A 13,542-nucleotide genomic window follows, 5' to 3' on the forward strand; every position below is an offset into this window, starting at 1 on the left:
CCACGCGACGGCTGTCGGCAGGTCCGGGACAATCCCCCGGCCGGTTCCGCGCTTCTCCCCCCTGCCGCCGTCGCGCGCGGACGAAGCCTCGGGACAGGGAGAACGACCATGCAGGACCACGTGCAGATGCTGCGCGACGGCGTCGTCGTGCCGCCCCGCCATCCGGGCGCCGGGTCATGAGCGCCGTTGCATCGGCGGAGCCCGCCGCGCTCGACCTGTTCGTCGGGAAGATGCTCGCCGATATCGGCGCCGCCATGGCCGGCGCGACGGTGATGATGGGCGACCACCTCGGCTTCTACCGTGCGCTGAAGGAGGCAGGGCCGCTCGATGCCGCCACCCTCGCGCGCCTCACCAACACCTCGCCGCGCCTGGTGGCCGAGTGGCTCGCGGCCCAGGCAAGCAGCGGCTATGTGCAGTTCGATCCGGGATCGGGGCGGTTTTCGCTCTCGCCCGAGCAGGCGATGGTCTTCGCCGAGGAGGACAGCCCGGTTTACATGATGGGCGCCTTCGGCATCGCGGCGAGCACCTGGCGCGACGAGCCCCGCATCGCGGAGGGGTATCGCAGCGGCCGCGGCCTCGGCTGGCACGAACGGGACAATTGCCTGTTCTGCGCCACCGAACGCTTCTTCCGCCCGTCCTACCAACACAACCTCGTGCAGTCCTGGCTGCCGGCGCTGGACGGCGTCGTGGCCAAGCTCGAGGCAGGGGCGAGCGTCGCCGATGTCGGCTGCGGCCACGGGGCCTCGACGCTGATCATGGCGCGGGCCTATCCGAAGTCCCGCTTCACGGGCTTCGACTACCACCCGGCCTCCGTCGCCGCGGCGCGCGAGCAGACGGCGCGGGAAGGGCTGTCGGATCGCGTCACCTTCGAGGTCGGCGCCGCGCAGCAGGTGCCGGCGCGTGCCTTCGACCTCGCCTGCTGCTTCGACTGCCTGCACGACATGGGCGACCCGAAGGGCGCGGCGGCCAGCCTGCACGGGGCGCTGAAGCCGGACGGTACGCTGATGGTCGTGGAACCGATGGCCCACGACAGCCTGGCGGACAACCTGAACCCGGTCGGGCGGGTGTACTACGCGGCCTCCGCCATGATCTGCACGCCTGCGTCGCTGAACCAGCCGGGGCAGGCCGGGCTCGGGGCGCAGGCCGGGCCGCGGCGGCTGTCGGAGGTGATCCGCGAAGGCGGGTTCCGCACCGTGCGGGTGGCGGCCGAGACGCCGTTCAACATGGTGCTCGAGGCCCGTCCGTGACGTGACGCGCCCCACCGGCGCCGCCCGGCAGCGCCGATGGGGCCGTCGCGGTCAGCCTGCCGCCTTCGGCACCATCCGCCCGATCGGCCGTCCGCCGAAGATGTGGATGTGGAAATGCGGGACTTCCTGCCCGCCATCGCTGCCCATGTTGGTCAGCACGCGGTAGCCGCTCTGCTCCAGGCCGAGATCCTTCGCGACCTTGGCCACGGCCCGCCAGAAGCCCGCGACCTCGGCATCGGTGGCGCTGGCGCTGAAATCGGCGACCGAAACGTACTGCCCCTTCGGGATCACCAGCACATGCACCGGCGCCTGCGGGTTGATGTCGTGGAAGGCGAGGGCATGGTCGTCCTCATGGATCTTCCGGCACGGGATCTCGCCGCGCAGGATCCGGGCGAAAATGTTGGCGTCGTCATAGGGCGGCAGGCCGGTCGCGGACATGGTGGGTCTCCTTCGGGACCGCATCCTCGCCGGCAGCGGCGGCGACGCAAGCCCGACAGGGAGTGTCGGGGTGGTCGCTACCGGGGCTTGCCTACGCCTCCACCACTACCTTCCGCCCCACGGCTGCCCGCCCGGCCGGTGATCCGGCGAGAAGGTTCTTCCGCGCATCGACGATCGCAAGCCCCGCATGCCGCGCCGGCCAGATGGCTCGGCCCGTGGCCTCCCACAGGCCGCCGGCGCGGAGGAACGGGGCGTAGGGTGGAACGTACAGCGCCGAATCGCGCCGCTCGACGCGGAACAGGTGGCGTTCCAGCAGCCGCGTCACCTGGCCCGGGGAATAGGGCTGGCCATGGCCGAAGGGCGTGTGCTCGGCATGGGCCCAAAGGCCCCGACGATTGGGAGCGACCACGAGCAGCCGGCCGTCATCCTTCAGCACCCGCCAGATCTCACGGAGCAGGCGGCGCGTGTTCTCGGTGGTCTCCAGCCCGTGAACGAGCATGACGCGGTCGAAGCTGAGGTCTGGGAAAGGCATCGCCCGTTCCTCCGCGACCAGCGGGGCCGGTGGTCCGAGGCCGGCGCCGAGCAGGGTCGTGGACAGCGCGATGCTGCGGGCAGGCTCGTCCGACCAGAGCGAGAGATAAGGCGCCGTGTAGCCGACGCCGAGGACCGCCTGGCCGCGCAGGGACGGCCACAGCAGCCGCAGGCGCTGCGCGAGCAGGCGCGCGGCCATCGCCCCGCCGGGCGAAGCATAGAACGCGGCGAACCCGTGGACCTCACCACCCATGCGGGGGATATAGAGGACAGATGCGCGGCGTGGGATGCCCCTGCGCCCATTCGGGAGCACGCTGCCATGGCGCTGACCGTCACCGGACTGCCTTGCCTGTCGGACAACTACACCTGGCTGCTGCGCGCGCCCGATGGTCGGCTGGCGATCTGCGACCCGGGGGATGCGGCACCGGTCATCGCGGCGGTGGAGGCGGCGGGCGGCAAGCTCGACCTGATCGTGCTGACGCACCACCATGACGACCATATCGCCGGGGTGCCGGCGCTGGTCACGCGGTACGGGTCGAAGGTGATGGGGGCGAAGGCGGATGCGCATCGGCTCCCGCCGCTCGACATCGTAGTCGAGCCTGGCCAGACGACGGAGATCCTCGGCGCGCCGGCCCAGGTGCTGGCGAGCGACGGGCATACGCGCGGGCATGTCGCGTATCACATTGCCGATGGCGGCATCGTGCTGTGCGGGGACACGCTGTTCTCGCTCGGCTGCGGCCGGCTGATCGAGGGCACGGCGGCGGAGATGTTCGACAGCCTGCAGCTGCTGGCCGCGCTGCCGCCGGAGACGCTGGTCTGCTGCGGCCACGAATACACGCAGAGCAATGCGCGCTTCGCCCTGACGGTGGAACCGCTCAACGCGGCGCTGAAGGCACGTGCGCAGGAGGTCGATGCGCTGCGCGCCGAGGGCAAGCCGACCGTGCCGACGACGATCTCGCAGGAGCTGGCGGCGAACCCCTTCCTGCGGGCGAAGGATGCCGCGACGCTCGCGCAGATTCGCAGCGCCAAGGACAATTTCCGCTGAACCAGCGCGACGGAGGAACACCAGGATGAAGCTGCATTTTTCGCCGGCGAGCCCCTATGTCCGGAAGGTGATGGCCTGCGCCATCGCGCGCGGCGTCGATGGTCGCATCGAGAAGGTGGACACCAACCCGCATGTCTCGCCTCCGGGCCTGCTGGCGGACAACCCGCTGTCGAAGGTGCCGGCGCTGGTCGCCGATGACGGCACGGCGATCTACGACAGCCCGGTGATCTGCGAGTATCTCGACACGCTGGGCGATGCGCCGCCCCTGTTCCCGCCGACCGGCAGCGCGGCGCGGCTGGCCGCGCAGATCATGCATGCGGCGGCGGACGGTATCCTCGATGCCGCCGTCGCGCGCAGGCTGTCGATGCCGCATCCGCAGGATGAAGGGCGCAAGGCCTTCGACGCGCGCCAGAAGGCGGCGGTATTCCGTGCGCTGGAGGTGCTCGAGAAGCATCCACCGAAGGGGCTGGCGGATATCGGCGCCATCGCGGTGGGATGTGCGCTCGGTTACCTCGATTTCCGTTTCGTGGGCGAGCCGTGGCGCGAGACGCATCCGAAGCTGGCCGCTTGGTTCACCGAGGCATCGACGTTGCCACCGCTCGCGCGGACAGTGCCGGTCGGTTGATGCCGGATCTGCGCGATCCGTCGGTGGCGGCGGTGGATGTCATCGCCGCGTTGGCGTTGAAGCCCCATCCGGAAGGCGGGCATTACCGCGAGATCTGGCGGGATGCGCCCGGGGACGGGTCGCGCGGCGCCGGGACGGCGATCTACTTCCTGCTGGCGGAAGGCGAGACCAGCCACTGGCATCGCGTCGACGCGGCGGAGGCGTGGCATTGGTATGCGGGCGCGCCGCTGGCGCTATCGATGTCGCCGGATGGCGTCGATGTGCGGGCGGTGCATCTCGGCCCCGATCTGCGGCGGGGCGAGGAACCCTTCGCCGTGGTGCCGAAGGGTTGCTGGCAGGCGGCGGCGTCGCTGGGGGCCTGGACGCTAGTGGGCTGCACCGTATCGCCGGCCTTCGACTTCGCGGGCTTCGAATTGGCGCCGCCGGGCTGGCGGCCCAGCGGCGATGGGAAGCGGGCGGACTGACCGCCCGCCCCGCGGGTTTGCAATCGTTGGCGCCTCGGCCCGGTGCCGCGCGCCTAAGGCAGAACGACTATCAGCGCATCGGCAGGGCGTAGAGCAGACCGCCATTGGTCCAGAGGTTATTCGGGCCGCGCGGCAGGGCGACAGGCGTGCTCTCGCCCATGGTGCGCTCATACAGTTCGCCGTAGTTCCCGATGGCCCGAATCACATTGTAGGCCCAGGCGGGGTCGAGCTTGAGCGATTGGCCGAGTTCCGGCGTGACGCCCAACAGGCGGCGCGTGTTGGGGTTCACACTGGTGCGCCGCTGTTCCTCGGCATTGGCGCGCGTGATGCCCTGCTCCTCCGCCTCGATGACCGCCGTGGTGTACCAGCGGACGATGTCGAACCAGTTGTCGTCGCCACGCCGGACGTAGGCGCCGTAGGGTTCCTTGGAGAAGCGTTCCGACAGGATGGTCCATTCCTGCGGATTCGGCATGGCGGCGCGCACGCCGGCAAGCTGGGAGGCATCGGTGCCGAAGCTGTCGCAGCGGCCGGCGACGAGCGCTGCCTGTGCCTGGTCCGTGCGTTCGAACACCACCGGCTGGAAGCGCACGCTGACCGAGCGGAAGTAATCCGCCGTCACCTGCTCGTTCGTCGTGCCCTGGATCAGGCAGATCGTGGCCCCTTCCATGTCGCGCACGCGCTGCACGCCGGCATTCGCCCGCACCATGAAGCCGTGGCCGTCATAGAAGTAGGTCGTCACGTGGCGCAGGCCGAGCGTGGTGTCGCGCAGCATGGTCTGCGTCGAGGTCCGGAACAGCACGTCGATCTCGCCCGAGCCGAGCGCCGTGAAGCGCGTCGAGGAGGAAACCGGGATGAAGCGGACCTTCGACGCGTCATTGAAGACCGCGACAGCGAGACCGCGGCAGAGATCGACGTCGAGCCCCTGCACGACACCGCGGCTGTCGGGCAGCGCGAAGCCCGCCACGCCGTTGTGGATGCCGCAATTCAACATGCCCCGCGCGCGGACCGCATCGAGCGTCGGGCTCGGAATGTTGTTCTGCGCCGATGCCGGTGCGGCAAACGTCGCGCACAGGGCCGCGAAGGCGGCAGCAAGCCCCCATTTGACCATGATCGTGAAGCCTCTTTCGTTGCTTGGCAGTGACGACCGATGGTCGCCGCGGTGTCACGACGATGTCAACGACGTCATCAACGGCAAAACGCCAGGGCGAAGACCGGAACTGCACGGTGCGGCACATTTCCGGGCAGGGGTGCCCAGCGCATCGGCAGGAAGGAGGAGGAGCCCGTCGCCGCAGCCGACTCTCACGCTGCGCATCGGGCCCGGCAGGTTCGGCCCAGGGTATGGTCGGAGCGCCCGGATGGAGCTTCAGCGATGGGCCGAGGCAGGATGTCGCCGCAGCGCAGGCCGCGCAACCATGGGCGTTCCTGAAAGTATTATCGTGGACGATTCCGATCGGGCTGCCTCGGACTCGCAAACTCCATCGGATCGTTTGACCGCGGCGAACGCCTCGCCAGGTAAGGTGTCCTTCCCCCCTGCCGATGCGCGCCGCGACGGTGCGGTATCGGCCGTATCCGCCGCACGCCTCGGAGAAACGCCATGACCGATCGCTTCGCCCAGTATCCAAGCCTTGCCGGCCGCACCGTGCTGCTGACCGGCGGCGCCGGCGGCATCGGGGCGGTGACGGTGGGGCGCTTCGCGGCGCAGGGGGCGCATGTCGCCTTTCTCGATTTCGATGCCCCCAATGGCGAGAAGGTCGCGGCCGAGACCGGCGCGCTGTTCATCCGCTGCGACCTGCGGGACATCGACGCGCTGCGGGCGGCGGTGGCCGATGCCGGCCGGCAGCTCGGCGACATTACGGTGCTGGTGAACAACGCCGCGCGCGACGATCGCCACGGGTTCGAAGCGGTGGAGCCCGACTACTGGGACGAACGCATGGCGACCAACCTGCGCCACCAGTTCTTCTGCATCCAGGCCGTGGTGCCGATGATGCGGCGCGCCGGCGGCGGGTCGATCATCAATCTCGGTTCCGTATCCTGGATGAACCGCACCGGCGGCATGCCGGCCTACACGACGGCGAAGGCTGCGGTGCGGGGGCTGACGCGGGGGCTGGCGCGCGACCTTGGCCCCGACCGCATCCGGGTGAACGAAGTGGTGCCCGGCTGGGTCTATACGGAGCGGCAGCTCTCGCTGTGGGTCACGCCGGAATCCGAGGCACGCAGCCAGGCCAACCAATGCCTCAAGGGCCGGCTGCTGCCGGACGACATTGCGCGCATGGTGCTGTGGCTCGCGGCCGACGACAGCGCGATGGTGACGGCGCAGCATTTCGTGGTGGACGCCGGCAGCAACTGAAGCATTCTTCGATCAGACGGTGCCGCACGCACCGCCACCCGGCCCCCCAACGACAGCAGGGGTGCGGACGGGCGTCGCTCCAGCGTCAGTGAAAAAAGCTCTAGCCGGCCAGCGCGACCGCGATAGCCTCCCGGATCACCTCGGCGCTGTGCCGCAGCGCCTCCGTCTCTGCCTCATCCAACGGCGGCATCATCGGTGCCGACGCACCGCGCGCGCCCAACAGATGCGGCAGCGAGATGCAGGTGTCCGGCACCCCCAGCACATGGTCCATGACGGTCGAGACGGTGAAGACCGTCTGTTCGCCATTGACCAGCGCCTGGGTCAGCCGGGCGATGCATCCGCCGATGCCGAAGTTCGAGACACCCTTCCCTTCCTTGATCCGATAGGCGGAGGTGCGGACCTCCTTCGCGATCGTTGCCTGCAGCTCGGGCGTCAGCGGCGCGCCGAGCTGTTCGGCAAACTGCGCCAGCTTCATGCCGGCCACATGCACGCCGGACCAGTGCAGCACCTCGGAATCGCCGTGCTCGCCGAGGACATAGGCGTGCATGGATTGCGGCGCGACGCCGAACTGCCGCGCCAGTCGGTCGCGGAAGCGGGCAGAGTCGAGCGCGCAGCCGGTGCCGATCGCGCGCCCTGGCGGCACCCCGAAGCGCCGCACCGCCAGCGCCGGCATCACATCCACCGGGTTGGTGGCGAACAGCAGCACCGTATCCGGGGCCACGGCCAGCACACGCTCGATGATATCGCTGACGATCCGCGCATTGGTCGCCAGCAGGTCGAGCCGCGTCTGCCCGGGCTTGAGGCTGGCCCCCGCGGTGATGACAACGACATCGGCACCGGCGAGGTCCTGGTAGCTCCCGGGGCCGATCTGGGCGGTGGAGGCGAAGGCGGCGGCATGCGCGATGTCGGCAGCCTCGCTCACCGCGCGGGCGGTGTCGATGTCGGTCAGCACGACCTCCCGCACGCCGGATGTCAGGGCGAGAAGGTACCCGGCAGCCGCGCCGACCAGCCCGGCCCCGACGATGCCCACCCTACCCGCCATGTCACAGCACTCCCATCATCGGCCAGAGTGTCGCAGAAAGCAGCACGATCAGGGCCAGCCCGGCGACGGTGACGACGACGCCGACCTTGGCGAACTGCGCGACGTTGAACGCGCCCGTTCCGTAGCACAGCATGTTCTGCGGCGCGTTGGTCGGCAGGATGAAGCCGAAGGACACGACGAAGCTCTGGATCAGCACGATGCCGAAGGCGGTCTGCGGGCTGACCGGGAGGGTCTGCGCGAAGGCGATCATGATGGGGATCAGCGTGCTGGCGAGGCCGGTCGCCGAGGCGAAGCCGAGATGCAGCACGATGCTGAACAGCGACAGCGCGCCCACCACCACGAACACAGGCAGCGCACCGAGGCCGAGCTGGCCAAGCGTGACCTGCGCGAGCCAGGCGGCCGCCCCCGTCGTCGCCATCAGCGTCCCGAGCGATATGCCCGCGGCGAACAGGATGATGGTGCCCCAGGGCACCAGCTTCTCCGCCTGGGCCCAGTGCATCACCCCGATGCGCGGCATCAGCAGCAGCGCGATGCCGATCTGGGTGACGGTGGCCGTGTCGAAGGGATGCAGCGAGCCTTCGGTGGACCACATCACCAGCAGCAGCACGGCGACGGCCATCAGGCGCATCTCGGCCGGCGTGACGGGTCCGAGCTTCGACAGTTCCTCGCCAAGCCGCGCCTCGGCTTCCGCCTTGCCCGGCACCTGCGGGCGCAGCATCAGCAGCGCGGCGAAATACAGCACCACGCACATGCCGATGGTAAAGGGCAGCGCGGTGATGAACCACCCGCCCCAGGTGACGGCCTGCCCGAAGGCCTGCTGCATGAAGTTCAGGCTGATCAGGTTCTGCGCCGCGCCGGTCTTGATCGCCATGTTGAAGATCGAACAGGCGGCGGCGGTGACGATCATGAGCGTGGCACCGAGGCTGCTGGTGATCGGCAGCCCCAGGGCGGCGACGATGCCGACCATGATCGGGATGACAGCGCCGACACGGGCGGTGGCGGACGGGATGAACAGCGCCAGGACGAAGCCCACCAGCATGGCGCCGAGGATGAGGCGGGAGGGAGAGATGCCGACCTTGCTCATCACCAGCAGGGCGACGCGGCGATCCAACCCCGTGAGCTTCAGCGCGACCGCCAGGAACAGCGCGGCGGCCACCAGCAGCACGGCAGTGGAGGAGAAGCCGGTCAACATGGTGGTCAGCGCGCCGGTGGAACTCAGCGGCGGCCCGCCTTCCTGCAGCGGATGCCCCATCAGCCCCAGCACCGCCGCCCCCGTCAGCACGATGGCGCTGTTGGCGGGGGAGACGCATTCGCTGATCCAAAGCGCGATGACAAGGACGAGCAGGCCAAGCGCGACCTGCCCCGACGCGGTGAGCCCAGCGGGTGTCGGCAGCAGCAGCACGCCGACGTAAAGCAGGATGGCAAGACCGAGGTAGGCCAGCTTCCGGTTGGATTCCGGCTCGGCCGGCGAGATGAAGGTGAGGCTCATGGCGCGGCGATCCCTGGCGGGTTTCGCCACATGATGGCGTGGCGCGGCGCGTCTGTCTCGAATTTGGCTCGAAGCCGAAGGACCAGGGTCCCTGCGCGCGACCGCCGCCTCAGGCCGTGACCGTCTCGACCACGCGCCCATCCTCCATCGTCACGATTCGGTCGGCGATATCGAGAATGCGTGGATCGTGCGTCACCATCAGGATGGGCGTGCCGCGGGATTTGGCGAGGCTGCGGAGCTGCTGCACCACTTCCCCGCCCGAGACCTTGTCGAGCGCCGCAGTCGGCTCGTCAGCCAGGACCAGGCCGGGGTTGCCGACCAGGGCACGGGCAATGGCCACGCGCTGGCGCTGACCGCCGGACAGCTTGGAGGGCGGCTTGTCCTCATGCCCCGACAGGCCGACGGCAGCGAGCATCTCCCCAGCGCGCCGCAGCCGCTCCGCCTCCGACAGTGCCGCGTCCAGCTCCAGGCTCATCGCGACATTCTGCCGCGCGGTCAGGAAGCCGAGCAGGTTGTGGTTCTGGAAGATGAAGCCGATGGATTGGCGCAATGCGACGCGCGCGCGTTCGCTTGCGCCCATCAGCTCGTGTCCGAGGACCCGGCAGGATCCGTCCTGCATGCCGCGCAGCGCGCCGATCAGCGTCAGCAGCGTCGTCTTGCCGGAACCGGACGGGCCGGTCAGCAGCACGACCTCGCCAGCATGGACGGTCAGCGAGACATCGCGCAGCACGCGGCGGCGCAGCTCGCCCTCGCCGTAGTGGAAGTTCAGCTTATCGATGCTGATGGGGTCCATCAGAACATGTCCGCCGGGTTGGCGTCCCGCAGCTTGCGCATCGCCAGCAGGCCGGCGGCGGCACACATGCCGAAGATCAGCGCGAAGACCATGGCGGCGCGCTCGGCGGTCATGGTCAGCGGCAGGAAGGTCGCATCCGCCACCACGCCGTAGAGCCAGGTGGACAGCGCCGCCCCCGGCACGAAGCCGAGCACGGCAAGGATCAGCGCCGCCGCCATCACCACACGGGCGAGGTAGAAGTTGGAATAGCCGATTGCCTTCAGCGTCGCGTATTCGCGCAGGTGGTTGGCGATGTCCGAGAACAGGATCTGGTAGACGATCACCATCCCGACGATCAGCCCCATGACGGAGCCGAAGGCGAAGATGAAGCCGATCGGCGTCGCGGTTTCCCAGTATTTGCGCTCATGCGCGACCAGCTCGGCGTGGTTCAGCACCATCACATCGGCCGGCAGGATCTCGCGCAGCCGCGCCTGGGTCGCGGCGATGTCGGTGCCGGGCCGCAGCCGGATGGCGACGATGTCCGTGTTGGACGCGTGCCGCACTGGCACCATGCGGCGGAAATTCACCTCGCTCATCACCAGATTGCCGTCCGCGCCGAAGGACGGGCCAATGGTGACGAGGCCGACGATCTCGACCATGCGGTTGCCGACCTGCACCTCGAATGGCCCCTGCTCGTTGAAGATGCGCTGCACGTCGCCGAATTCCGGCCGCGAAAGCGTGTCGAAGGCCACGGTGTCGATGCGGCGCAGCGCGGGCACCAGCGGGTCCATGCCGCGGAACTGCATCGCCCCGGCTTCCACGTCGAAGCCGATCATCTGGATCATGCGGCGCGACCCGTCCTCCGGGTTCCGCCATGTCGCCTGCGTCATGTAGACGGGCACGGCCTGCGTCACCTCGGGCAGCGCGAGCGCCTGGTGCGCGCGGATGCGCGGGATGGGCTCGGGGCGGAAGCTTGCCACCGTCATCGGGCTCATCAGGAAGACCTCGGCCTCCATCGAGGCGAGGAGCTGCGTCGCGCTGTCGAACAGGGCGGATCGGAAGCCAAGCTGCATGAACACCAGCAGCGCGGCGAACATCACGCCGGCCATGGCGGAGAGCAGCCGCGCCCGCTCCGCGCGAAGCTGCCGCCACGCAAGCCGCGCCGGCAGCCACAGCATGGCCATCGGCCCTGGCGACGCCGCGCGCGGCGCGGCGGCCTGCGGACTCTCGCCGGTGTTCTCCGGCGCCCACGGCAGCAGGGAGGATTTGGTCACCGCGTTCATGGCCGGATCGCCACCTGCACCTGCATGTTGGACCGCCGCCGAAGCGCCTCGGACCCCGCCTCATCCAGAGCAAGGCGGACCTCGACGGTGCGGCTGTCCACCGCCGCGACGGGGTCGGTGTTCGCCTGCGTCTGGCGGCGCACGGTCCAGCCGATCTCGCGCACCGTCGCGGTGAAGCGGCGGGATTCCCCGGGGACGACGACCTCGGCAGTGGCACCCTCGCGCAGCCGCGGCAGGTCGGTCTCATAGACGTCGGCGACGATGTCCATGCGCGTCAGGTCGCCAATCTCGAGCAGACCGTCGTTGCCGACCTGGTCGCCGGGGCGCGCGATGATGCGCAGGATGGTGCCGGCGAAGGGAGCACGGACGCGGGAAAGCTCGGCATCCGCCTGCGCCTTGGTCAGCGCGGCCTCGGCGGCGGCGAGGCGGGCCTCGGCCAGCGCGATATCCTCCGGCCGGGAGGACAGCAGGCTGTCGAGATCGGCCTCGGCCTGACGGCGTTCGGCTGTCAGGCGGACGGCGGCGGCGCGGTTGCGGTCGGCCTGGGCGACGGCACCGGCGCCGGTCGGCACCAGGCGATCGGACCGCTCCGCCTCCCGCAGCGCAAGTTCCTCCTGCGCCTTCAGCGCGGCGACGCGGGCGCGCTGGGATTCGATTTCCGTCGGGCGGCCGGCGGCCCGGATGCGCTCGAGATTCGCGCGCTGCTCGGCGACCGACGCCTCGGCCTGGGCGACCGACGCATCCTTCTGCGGCGCATCCGCGAATTCGGCGAGGAGCTGGCCTGCCGCGACCGTGTCGCCCTCGGCCACCAGGAGCCGGTCGAGCCGCGTCACCGCCATGCCGCCGGGCTGCGTCAGGCGGCGGATGCGGGAGGCCGGCTCCACGCGCCCGAGGGCGCCGACGCCGACGGGGCCTGCCGGCGCGGCGGCAACGGTCGGCGCGGGGCGCGTGGCCTCGCTACGGGCGAAGACGGCGTAGCCGCCGGCGGCGATCGCCAGCGCGGCGATGCCGGCCAGGATGCGTCCGCGACGGGTCACGGCCGTTGCTCCAGCAGGGAATGGAGGGTGGCGCGCAGCGCCAGGATGTCCGCCTCGGCCGGACGGTACATGCCGAACAGATGCGCCATGAACAGGCCGTCCGTCGCCGTCTTGACCACCATGGCGATGCCGTGGGGGATGTCGTCGGCGATCAGGTCGGCCTTCATCCGCTCGATCACCGCGCGCAGCGGGTCGAGCAGGACGGGATCGTGGTGGAAGGCGGCGAGGCAGACCGCGGCCATGCGGTCGTTCTTGTCCTGGCCCGGGGAGCAATCCGCCTCCCCGAAGGCCCAGGCGAGTTGCGCGCGCGCGGCGCGGCCGCGACCTTCGGGCTGCAGCGCGACGCCGTCCTCGTAATCGCGCGTCACCGTCTCGGCCAAGCGCTGCATGACCCCGCTCAGCAGCGCTTCCTTGGATCCGAAATGATAGAGCAGGCCGCCCTTGGAGACCCTAGCCTCGCGGGCCGCGGCCTCAAGGGTCAATCCGGTGACGCCCTTCCGAACGACGAGCGTTTCCACGGCATCGAGGATGCGGGTGCGGGCGTCGGCGGGGGTGGAAACGGTGCTGTCCATCGCTGCGGTCATCTATACCGTCCGGACGGTTCATTCAACCGTCCGGACGGTATAGTTCCCGTGAGGCCGTATCGATGGGGGGAACGCCTTCACGCGACTGCCGTTGCTGCGGAGCCGCCGCACCGGCCGGTATCCGAAACAGCTCCCGGCGGGTGTTGCGGCGCCGAACCGGCGGGCGGCGGCACGGACAGCATCGCAAGGCCGCCGACGCGGAGCCGCGCAGGGTGCGGGAGCAGAACGACAATCGGCCGGGACAACGCCCCGGCCGGCTCCTACCGCACCTCGAACCGCACCGGCACCGTGATGACCAGGGTGTCCACCTCCATGCTCGATGGCATGGGGGGAAGGCGCGCACGCTGGATCATGATCTCGACCGCGTTGTCCAGATCTGCATCGCCGGTCCGGCGCTCGATGCGCCAGCTCGCGATCGTGCCGTTCCGCAGCACGGTGAACTGCAGCACGGCAACGCCGGCGGCGCGGCGTGCCCGCGCCGCTTCCGGGTACCGCTTCTGCCGTTCCAGCGCCGCTGCGACCGCCTGCAGGTAGGACGGCGGCGGCCGAGCTGCCCGGGCGGGCGCCGCCGGTGCCGTCGGGGGGGCCGGAGACGGCTCGGCGGCGGTCGGCGCGGGCGTCACCGGGCGCGGCTGGAC

General features: G+C 70.0%; 15 protein-coding genes. 5 read left to right on the top strand and 10 right to left on the bottom strand.

Features of this window, described 5'->3' with window-relative positions:
* Nucleotides 1-176: 176 nt before the first annotated feature.
* Entirely contained in the window at nt 177-1,247 is a 1,071-nt protein-coding gene (locus GXW78_RS22525; RefSeq protein WP_211871151.1) for a class I SAM-dependent methyltransferase, read from the top strand.
* A 51-nt stretch (nt 1,248-1,298) separates the two neighbouring features.
* Here the strand turns inward: GXW78_RS22525 and GXW78_RS22530 are convergent, their stop codons facing one another.
* Both GXW78_RS22530 and GXW78_RS22535 read right to left on the bottom strand, forming a co-directional pair.
* The gene (locus GXW78_RS22530; protein ID WP_211871152.1) at nt 1,299-1,685 is read right to left on the bottom strand and encodes a histidine triad nucleotide-binding protein; all 387 of its coding nucleotides are present in this window, start codon (nt 1,683-1,685) and stop codon (nt 1,299-1,301) included.
* Between the two features lie 91 nt (nt 1,686-1,776).
* Nucleotides 1,777-2,469 carry a class I SAM-dependent methyltransferase gene (locus GXW78_RS22535; RefSeq protein ID WP_211871153.1) on the bottom strand — a complete coding sequence of 231 codons (693 nt, stop codon included), beginning with the start codon at nt 2,467-2,469 and terminating at the stop codon, nt 1,777-1,779.
* A 66-nt stretch (nt 2,470-2,535) separates the two neighbouring features.
* Between GXW78_RS22535 and gloB the strand changes: the two genes are divergently transcribed.
* Genes gloB through GXW78_RS22550 form a run of 3 tightly spaced genes read left to right on the top strand, consistent with a single transcriptional unit; the run spans nt 2,536 to nt 4,350 of the window.
* Nucleotides 2,536-3,261, top strand: a complete 726-nt coding sequence (gene gloB / locus GXW78_RS22540) for a hydroxyacylglutathione hydrolase (protein ID WP_211871154.1) — start codon at nt 2,536-2,538, stop codon at nt 3,259-3,261.
* 25 nt (nt 3,262-3,286) lie between these two features.
* Nucleotides 3,287-3,886, top strand: a complete 600-nt coding sequence (locus GXW78_RS22545; protein WP_211871155.1) for a glutathione S-transferase N-terminal domain-containing protein — start codon at nt 3,287-3,289, stop codon at nt 3,884-3,886.
* Nucleotides 3,886-4,350 carry a cupin domain-containing protein gene (locus GXW78_RS22550; RefSeq protein WP_211871156.1) on the top strand — a complete coding sequence of 155 codons (465 nt, stop codon included), beginning with the start codon at nt 3,886-3,888 and terminating at the stop codon, nt 4,348-4,350. The genes GXW78_RS22545 and GXW78_RS22550 overlap by 1 nt, the downstream gene beginning before the upstream one ends.
* 70 nt (nt 4,351-4,420) lie before the next feature.
* On the opposite strand, the gene GXW78_RS22555 is transcribed toward GXW78_RS22550, so the two are convergent.
* Nucleotides 4,421-5,458: an amino acid ABC transporter substrate-binding protein gene (locus tag GXW78_RS22555; protein WP_211871157.1), complete on the bottom strand. Its 1,038-nt coding sequence runs from the start codon at nt 5,456-5,458 to the stop codon at nt 4,421-4,423.
* 486 nt (nt 5,459-5,944) lie between these two features.
* Between GXW78_RS22555 and GXW78_RS22560 the strand changes: the two genes are divergently transcribed.
* Nucleotides 5,945-6,697 carry an SDR family NAD(P)-dependent oxidoreductase gene (locus tag GXW78_RS22560; RefSeq protein ID WP_211871158.1) on the top strand — a complete coding sequence of 251 codons (753 nt, stop codon included), beginning with the start codon at nt 5,945-5,947 and terminating at the stop codon, nt 6,695-6,697.
* Between the two features lie 100 nt (nt 6,698-6,797).
* Here the strand turns inward: GXW78_RS22560 and GXW78_RS22565 are convergent, their stop codons facing one another.
* From GXW78_RS22565 to GXW78_RS22595, 7 genes are all read right to left on the bottom strand, one after another.
* Complete coding sequence (locus tag GXW78_RS22565) at nt 6,798-7,739, bottom strand: lactate/malate family dehydrogenase (protein WP_211871159.1); 942 nt, start codon at nt 7,737-7,739, stop codon at nt 6,798-6,800.
* Nucleotide 7,740: 1 nt separating this feature from the next.
* Nucleotides 7,741-9,228 carry an SLC13 family permease gene (locus GXW78_RS22570; RefSeq protein WP_211871160.1) on the bottom strand — a complete coding sequence of 496 codons (1,488 nt, stop codon included), beginning with the start codon at nt 9,226-9,228 and terminating at the stop codon, nt 7,741-7,743.
* 109 nt (nt 9,229-9,337) lie between these two features.
* Nucleotides 9,338-10,021, bottom strand: coding sequence for an ATP-binding cassette domain-containing protein (locus GXW78_RS22575; RefSeq protein WP_211871161.1), 684 nt, complete (start codon nt 10,019-10,021; stop codon nt 9,338-9,340).
* Nucleotides 10,021-11,283: an ABC transporter permease DevC gene (gene devC / locus GXW78_RS22580; protein ID WP_246522538.1), complete on the bottom strand. Its 1,263-nt coding sequence runs from the start codon at nt 11,281-11,283 to the stop codon at nt 10,021-10,023. The genes GXW78_RS22575 and devC overlap by 1 nt, the downstream gene beginning before the upstream one ends.
* A complete protein-coding gene (locus tag GXW78_RS22585; protein ID WP_211871162.1) occupies nt 11,280-12,320 on the bottom strand; it encodes an HlyD family efflux transporter periplasmic adaptor subunit in 1,041 nt (346 codons plus the stop codon). The genes devC and GXW78_RS22585 overlap by 4 nt, the downstream gene beginning before the upstream one ends.
* Nucleotides 12,317-12,904 (bottom strand): TetR/AcrR family transcriptional regulator, encoded by a 588-nt coding sequence (locus GXW78_RS22590; RefSeq protein WP_211871163.1) that lies wholly within the window; start codon nt 12,902-12,904, stop codon nt 12,317-12,319. The genes GXW78_RS22585 and GXW78_RS22590 overlap by 4 nt, the downstream gene beginning before the upstream one ends.
* A gap of 260 nt (nt 12,905-13,164) precedes the next feature.
* Nucleotides 13,165-13,542, bottom strand: a 378-nt coding sequence (locus GXW78_RS22595; RefSeq protein WP_211871164.1) for a TonB family protein, incomplete at its 5' end; no start/stop codon positions are given.

The organism is Neoroseomonas terrae, from assembly GCF_018129025.1.
GTDB lineage: Bacteria > Pseudomonadota > Alphaproteobacteria > Acetobacterales > Acetobacteraceae > Neoroseomonas > Neoroseomonas terrae.

Coding starts and splice junctions, on each gene's coding strand:
- GXW78_RS22545 (WP_211871155.1), top strand. CDS start 3,287: ATGAAGCTGCATTTTTCGCCGGCGAGCCCCTATGTCCGGAAGGTGATG.
- devC (WP_246522538.1), bottom strand. CDS start 11,283: ATGAACGCGGTGACCAAATCCTCCCTGCTGCCGTGGGCGCCGGAGAAC.
- GXW78_RS22590 (WP_211871163.1), bottom strand. CDS start 12,904: ATGACCGCAGCGATGGACAGCACCGTTTCCACCCCCGCCGACGCCCGC.
- GXW78_RS22565 (WP_211871159.1), bottom strand. CDS start 7,739: ATGGCGGGTAGGGTGGGCATCGTCGGGGCCGGGCTGGTCGGCGCGGCT.
- GXW78_RS22555 (WP_211871157.1), bottom strand. CDS start 5,458: ATGGTCAAATGGGGGCTTGCTGCCGCCTTCGCGGCCCTGTGCGCGACG.
- GXW78_RS22575 (WP_211871161.1), bottom strand. CDS start 10,021: ATGGACCCCATCAGCATCGATAAGCTGAACTTCCACTACGGCGAGGGC.
- GXW78_RS22560 (WP_211871158.1), top strand. CDS start 5,945: ATGACCGATCGCTTCGCCCAGTATCCAAGCCTTGCCGGCCGCACCGTG.
- GXW78_RS22530 (WP_211871152.1), bottom strand. CDS start 1,685: ATGTCCGCGACCGGCCTGCCGCCCTATGACGACGCCAACATTTTCGCC.
- gloB (WP_211871154.1), top strand. CDS start 2,536: ATGGCGCTGACCGTCACCGGACTGCCTTGCCTGTCGGACAACTACACC.
- GXW78_RS22525 (WP_211871151.1), top strand. CDS start 177: ATGAGCGCCGTTGCATCGGCGGAGCCCGCCGCGCTCGACCTGTTCGTC.
- GXW78_RS22550 (WP_211871156.1), top strand. CDS start 3,886: ATGCCGGATCTGCGCGATCCGTCGGTGGCGGCGGTGGATGTCATCGCC.
- GXW78_RS22535 (WP_211871153.1), bottom strand. CDS start 2,469: ATGGGTGGTGAGGTCCACGGGTTCGCCGCGTTCTATGCTTCGCCCGGC.
- GXW78_RS22570 (WP_211871160.1), bottom strand. CDS start 9,228: ATGAGCCTCACCTTCATCTCGCCGGCCGAGCCGGAATCCAACCGGAAG.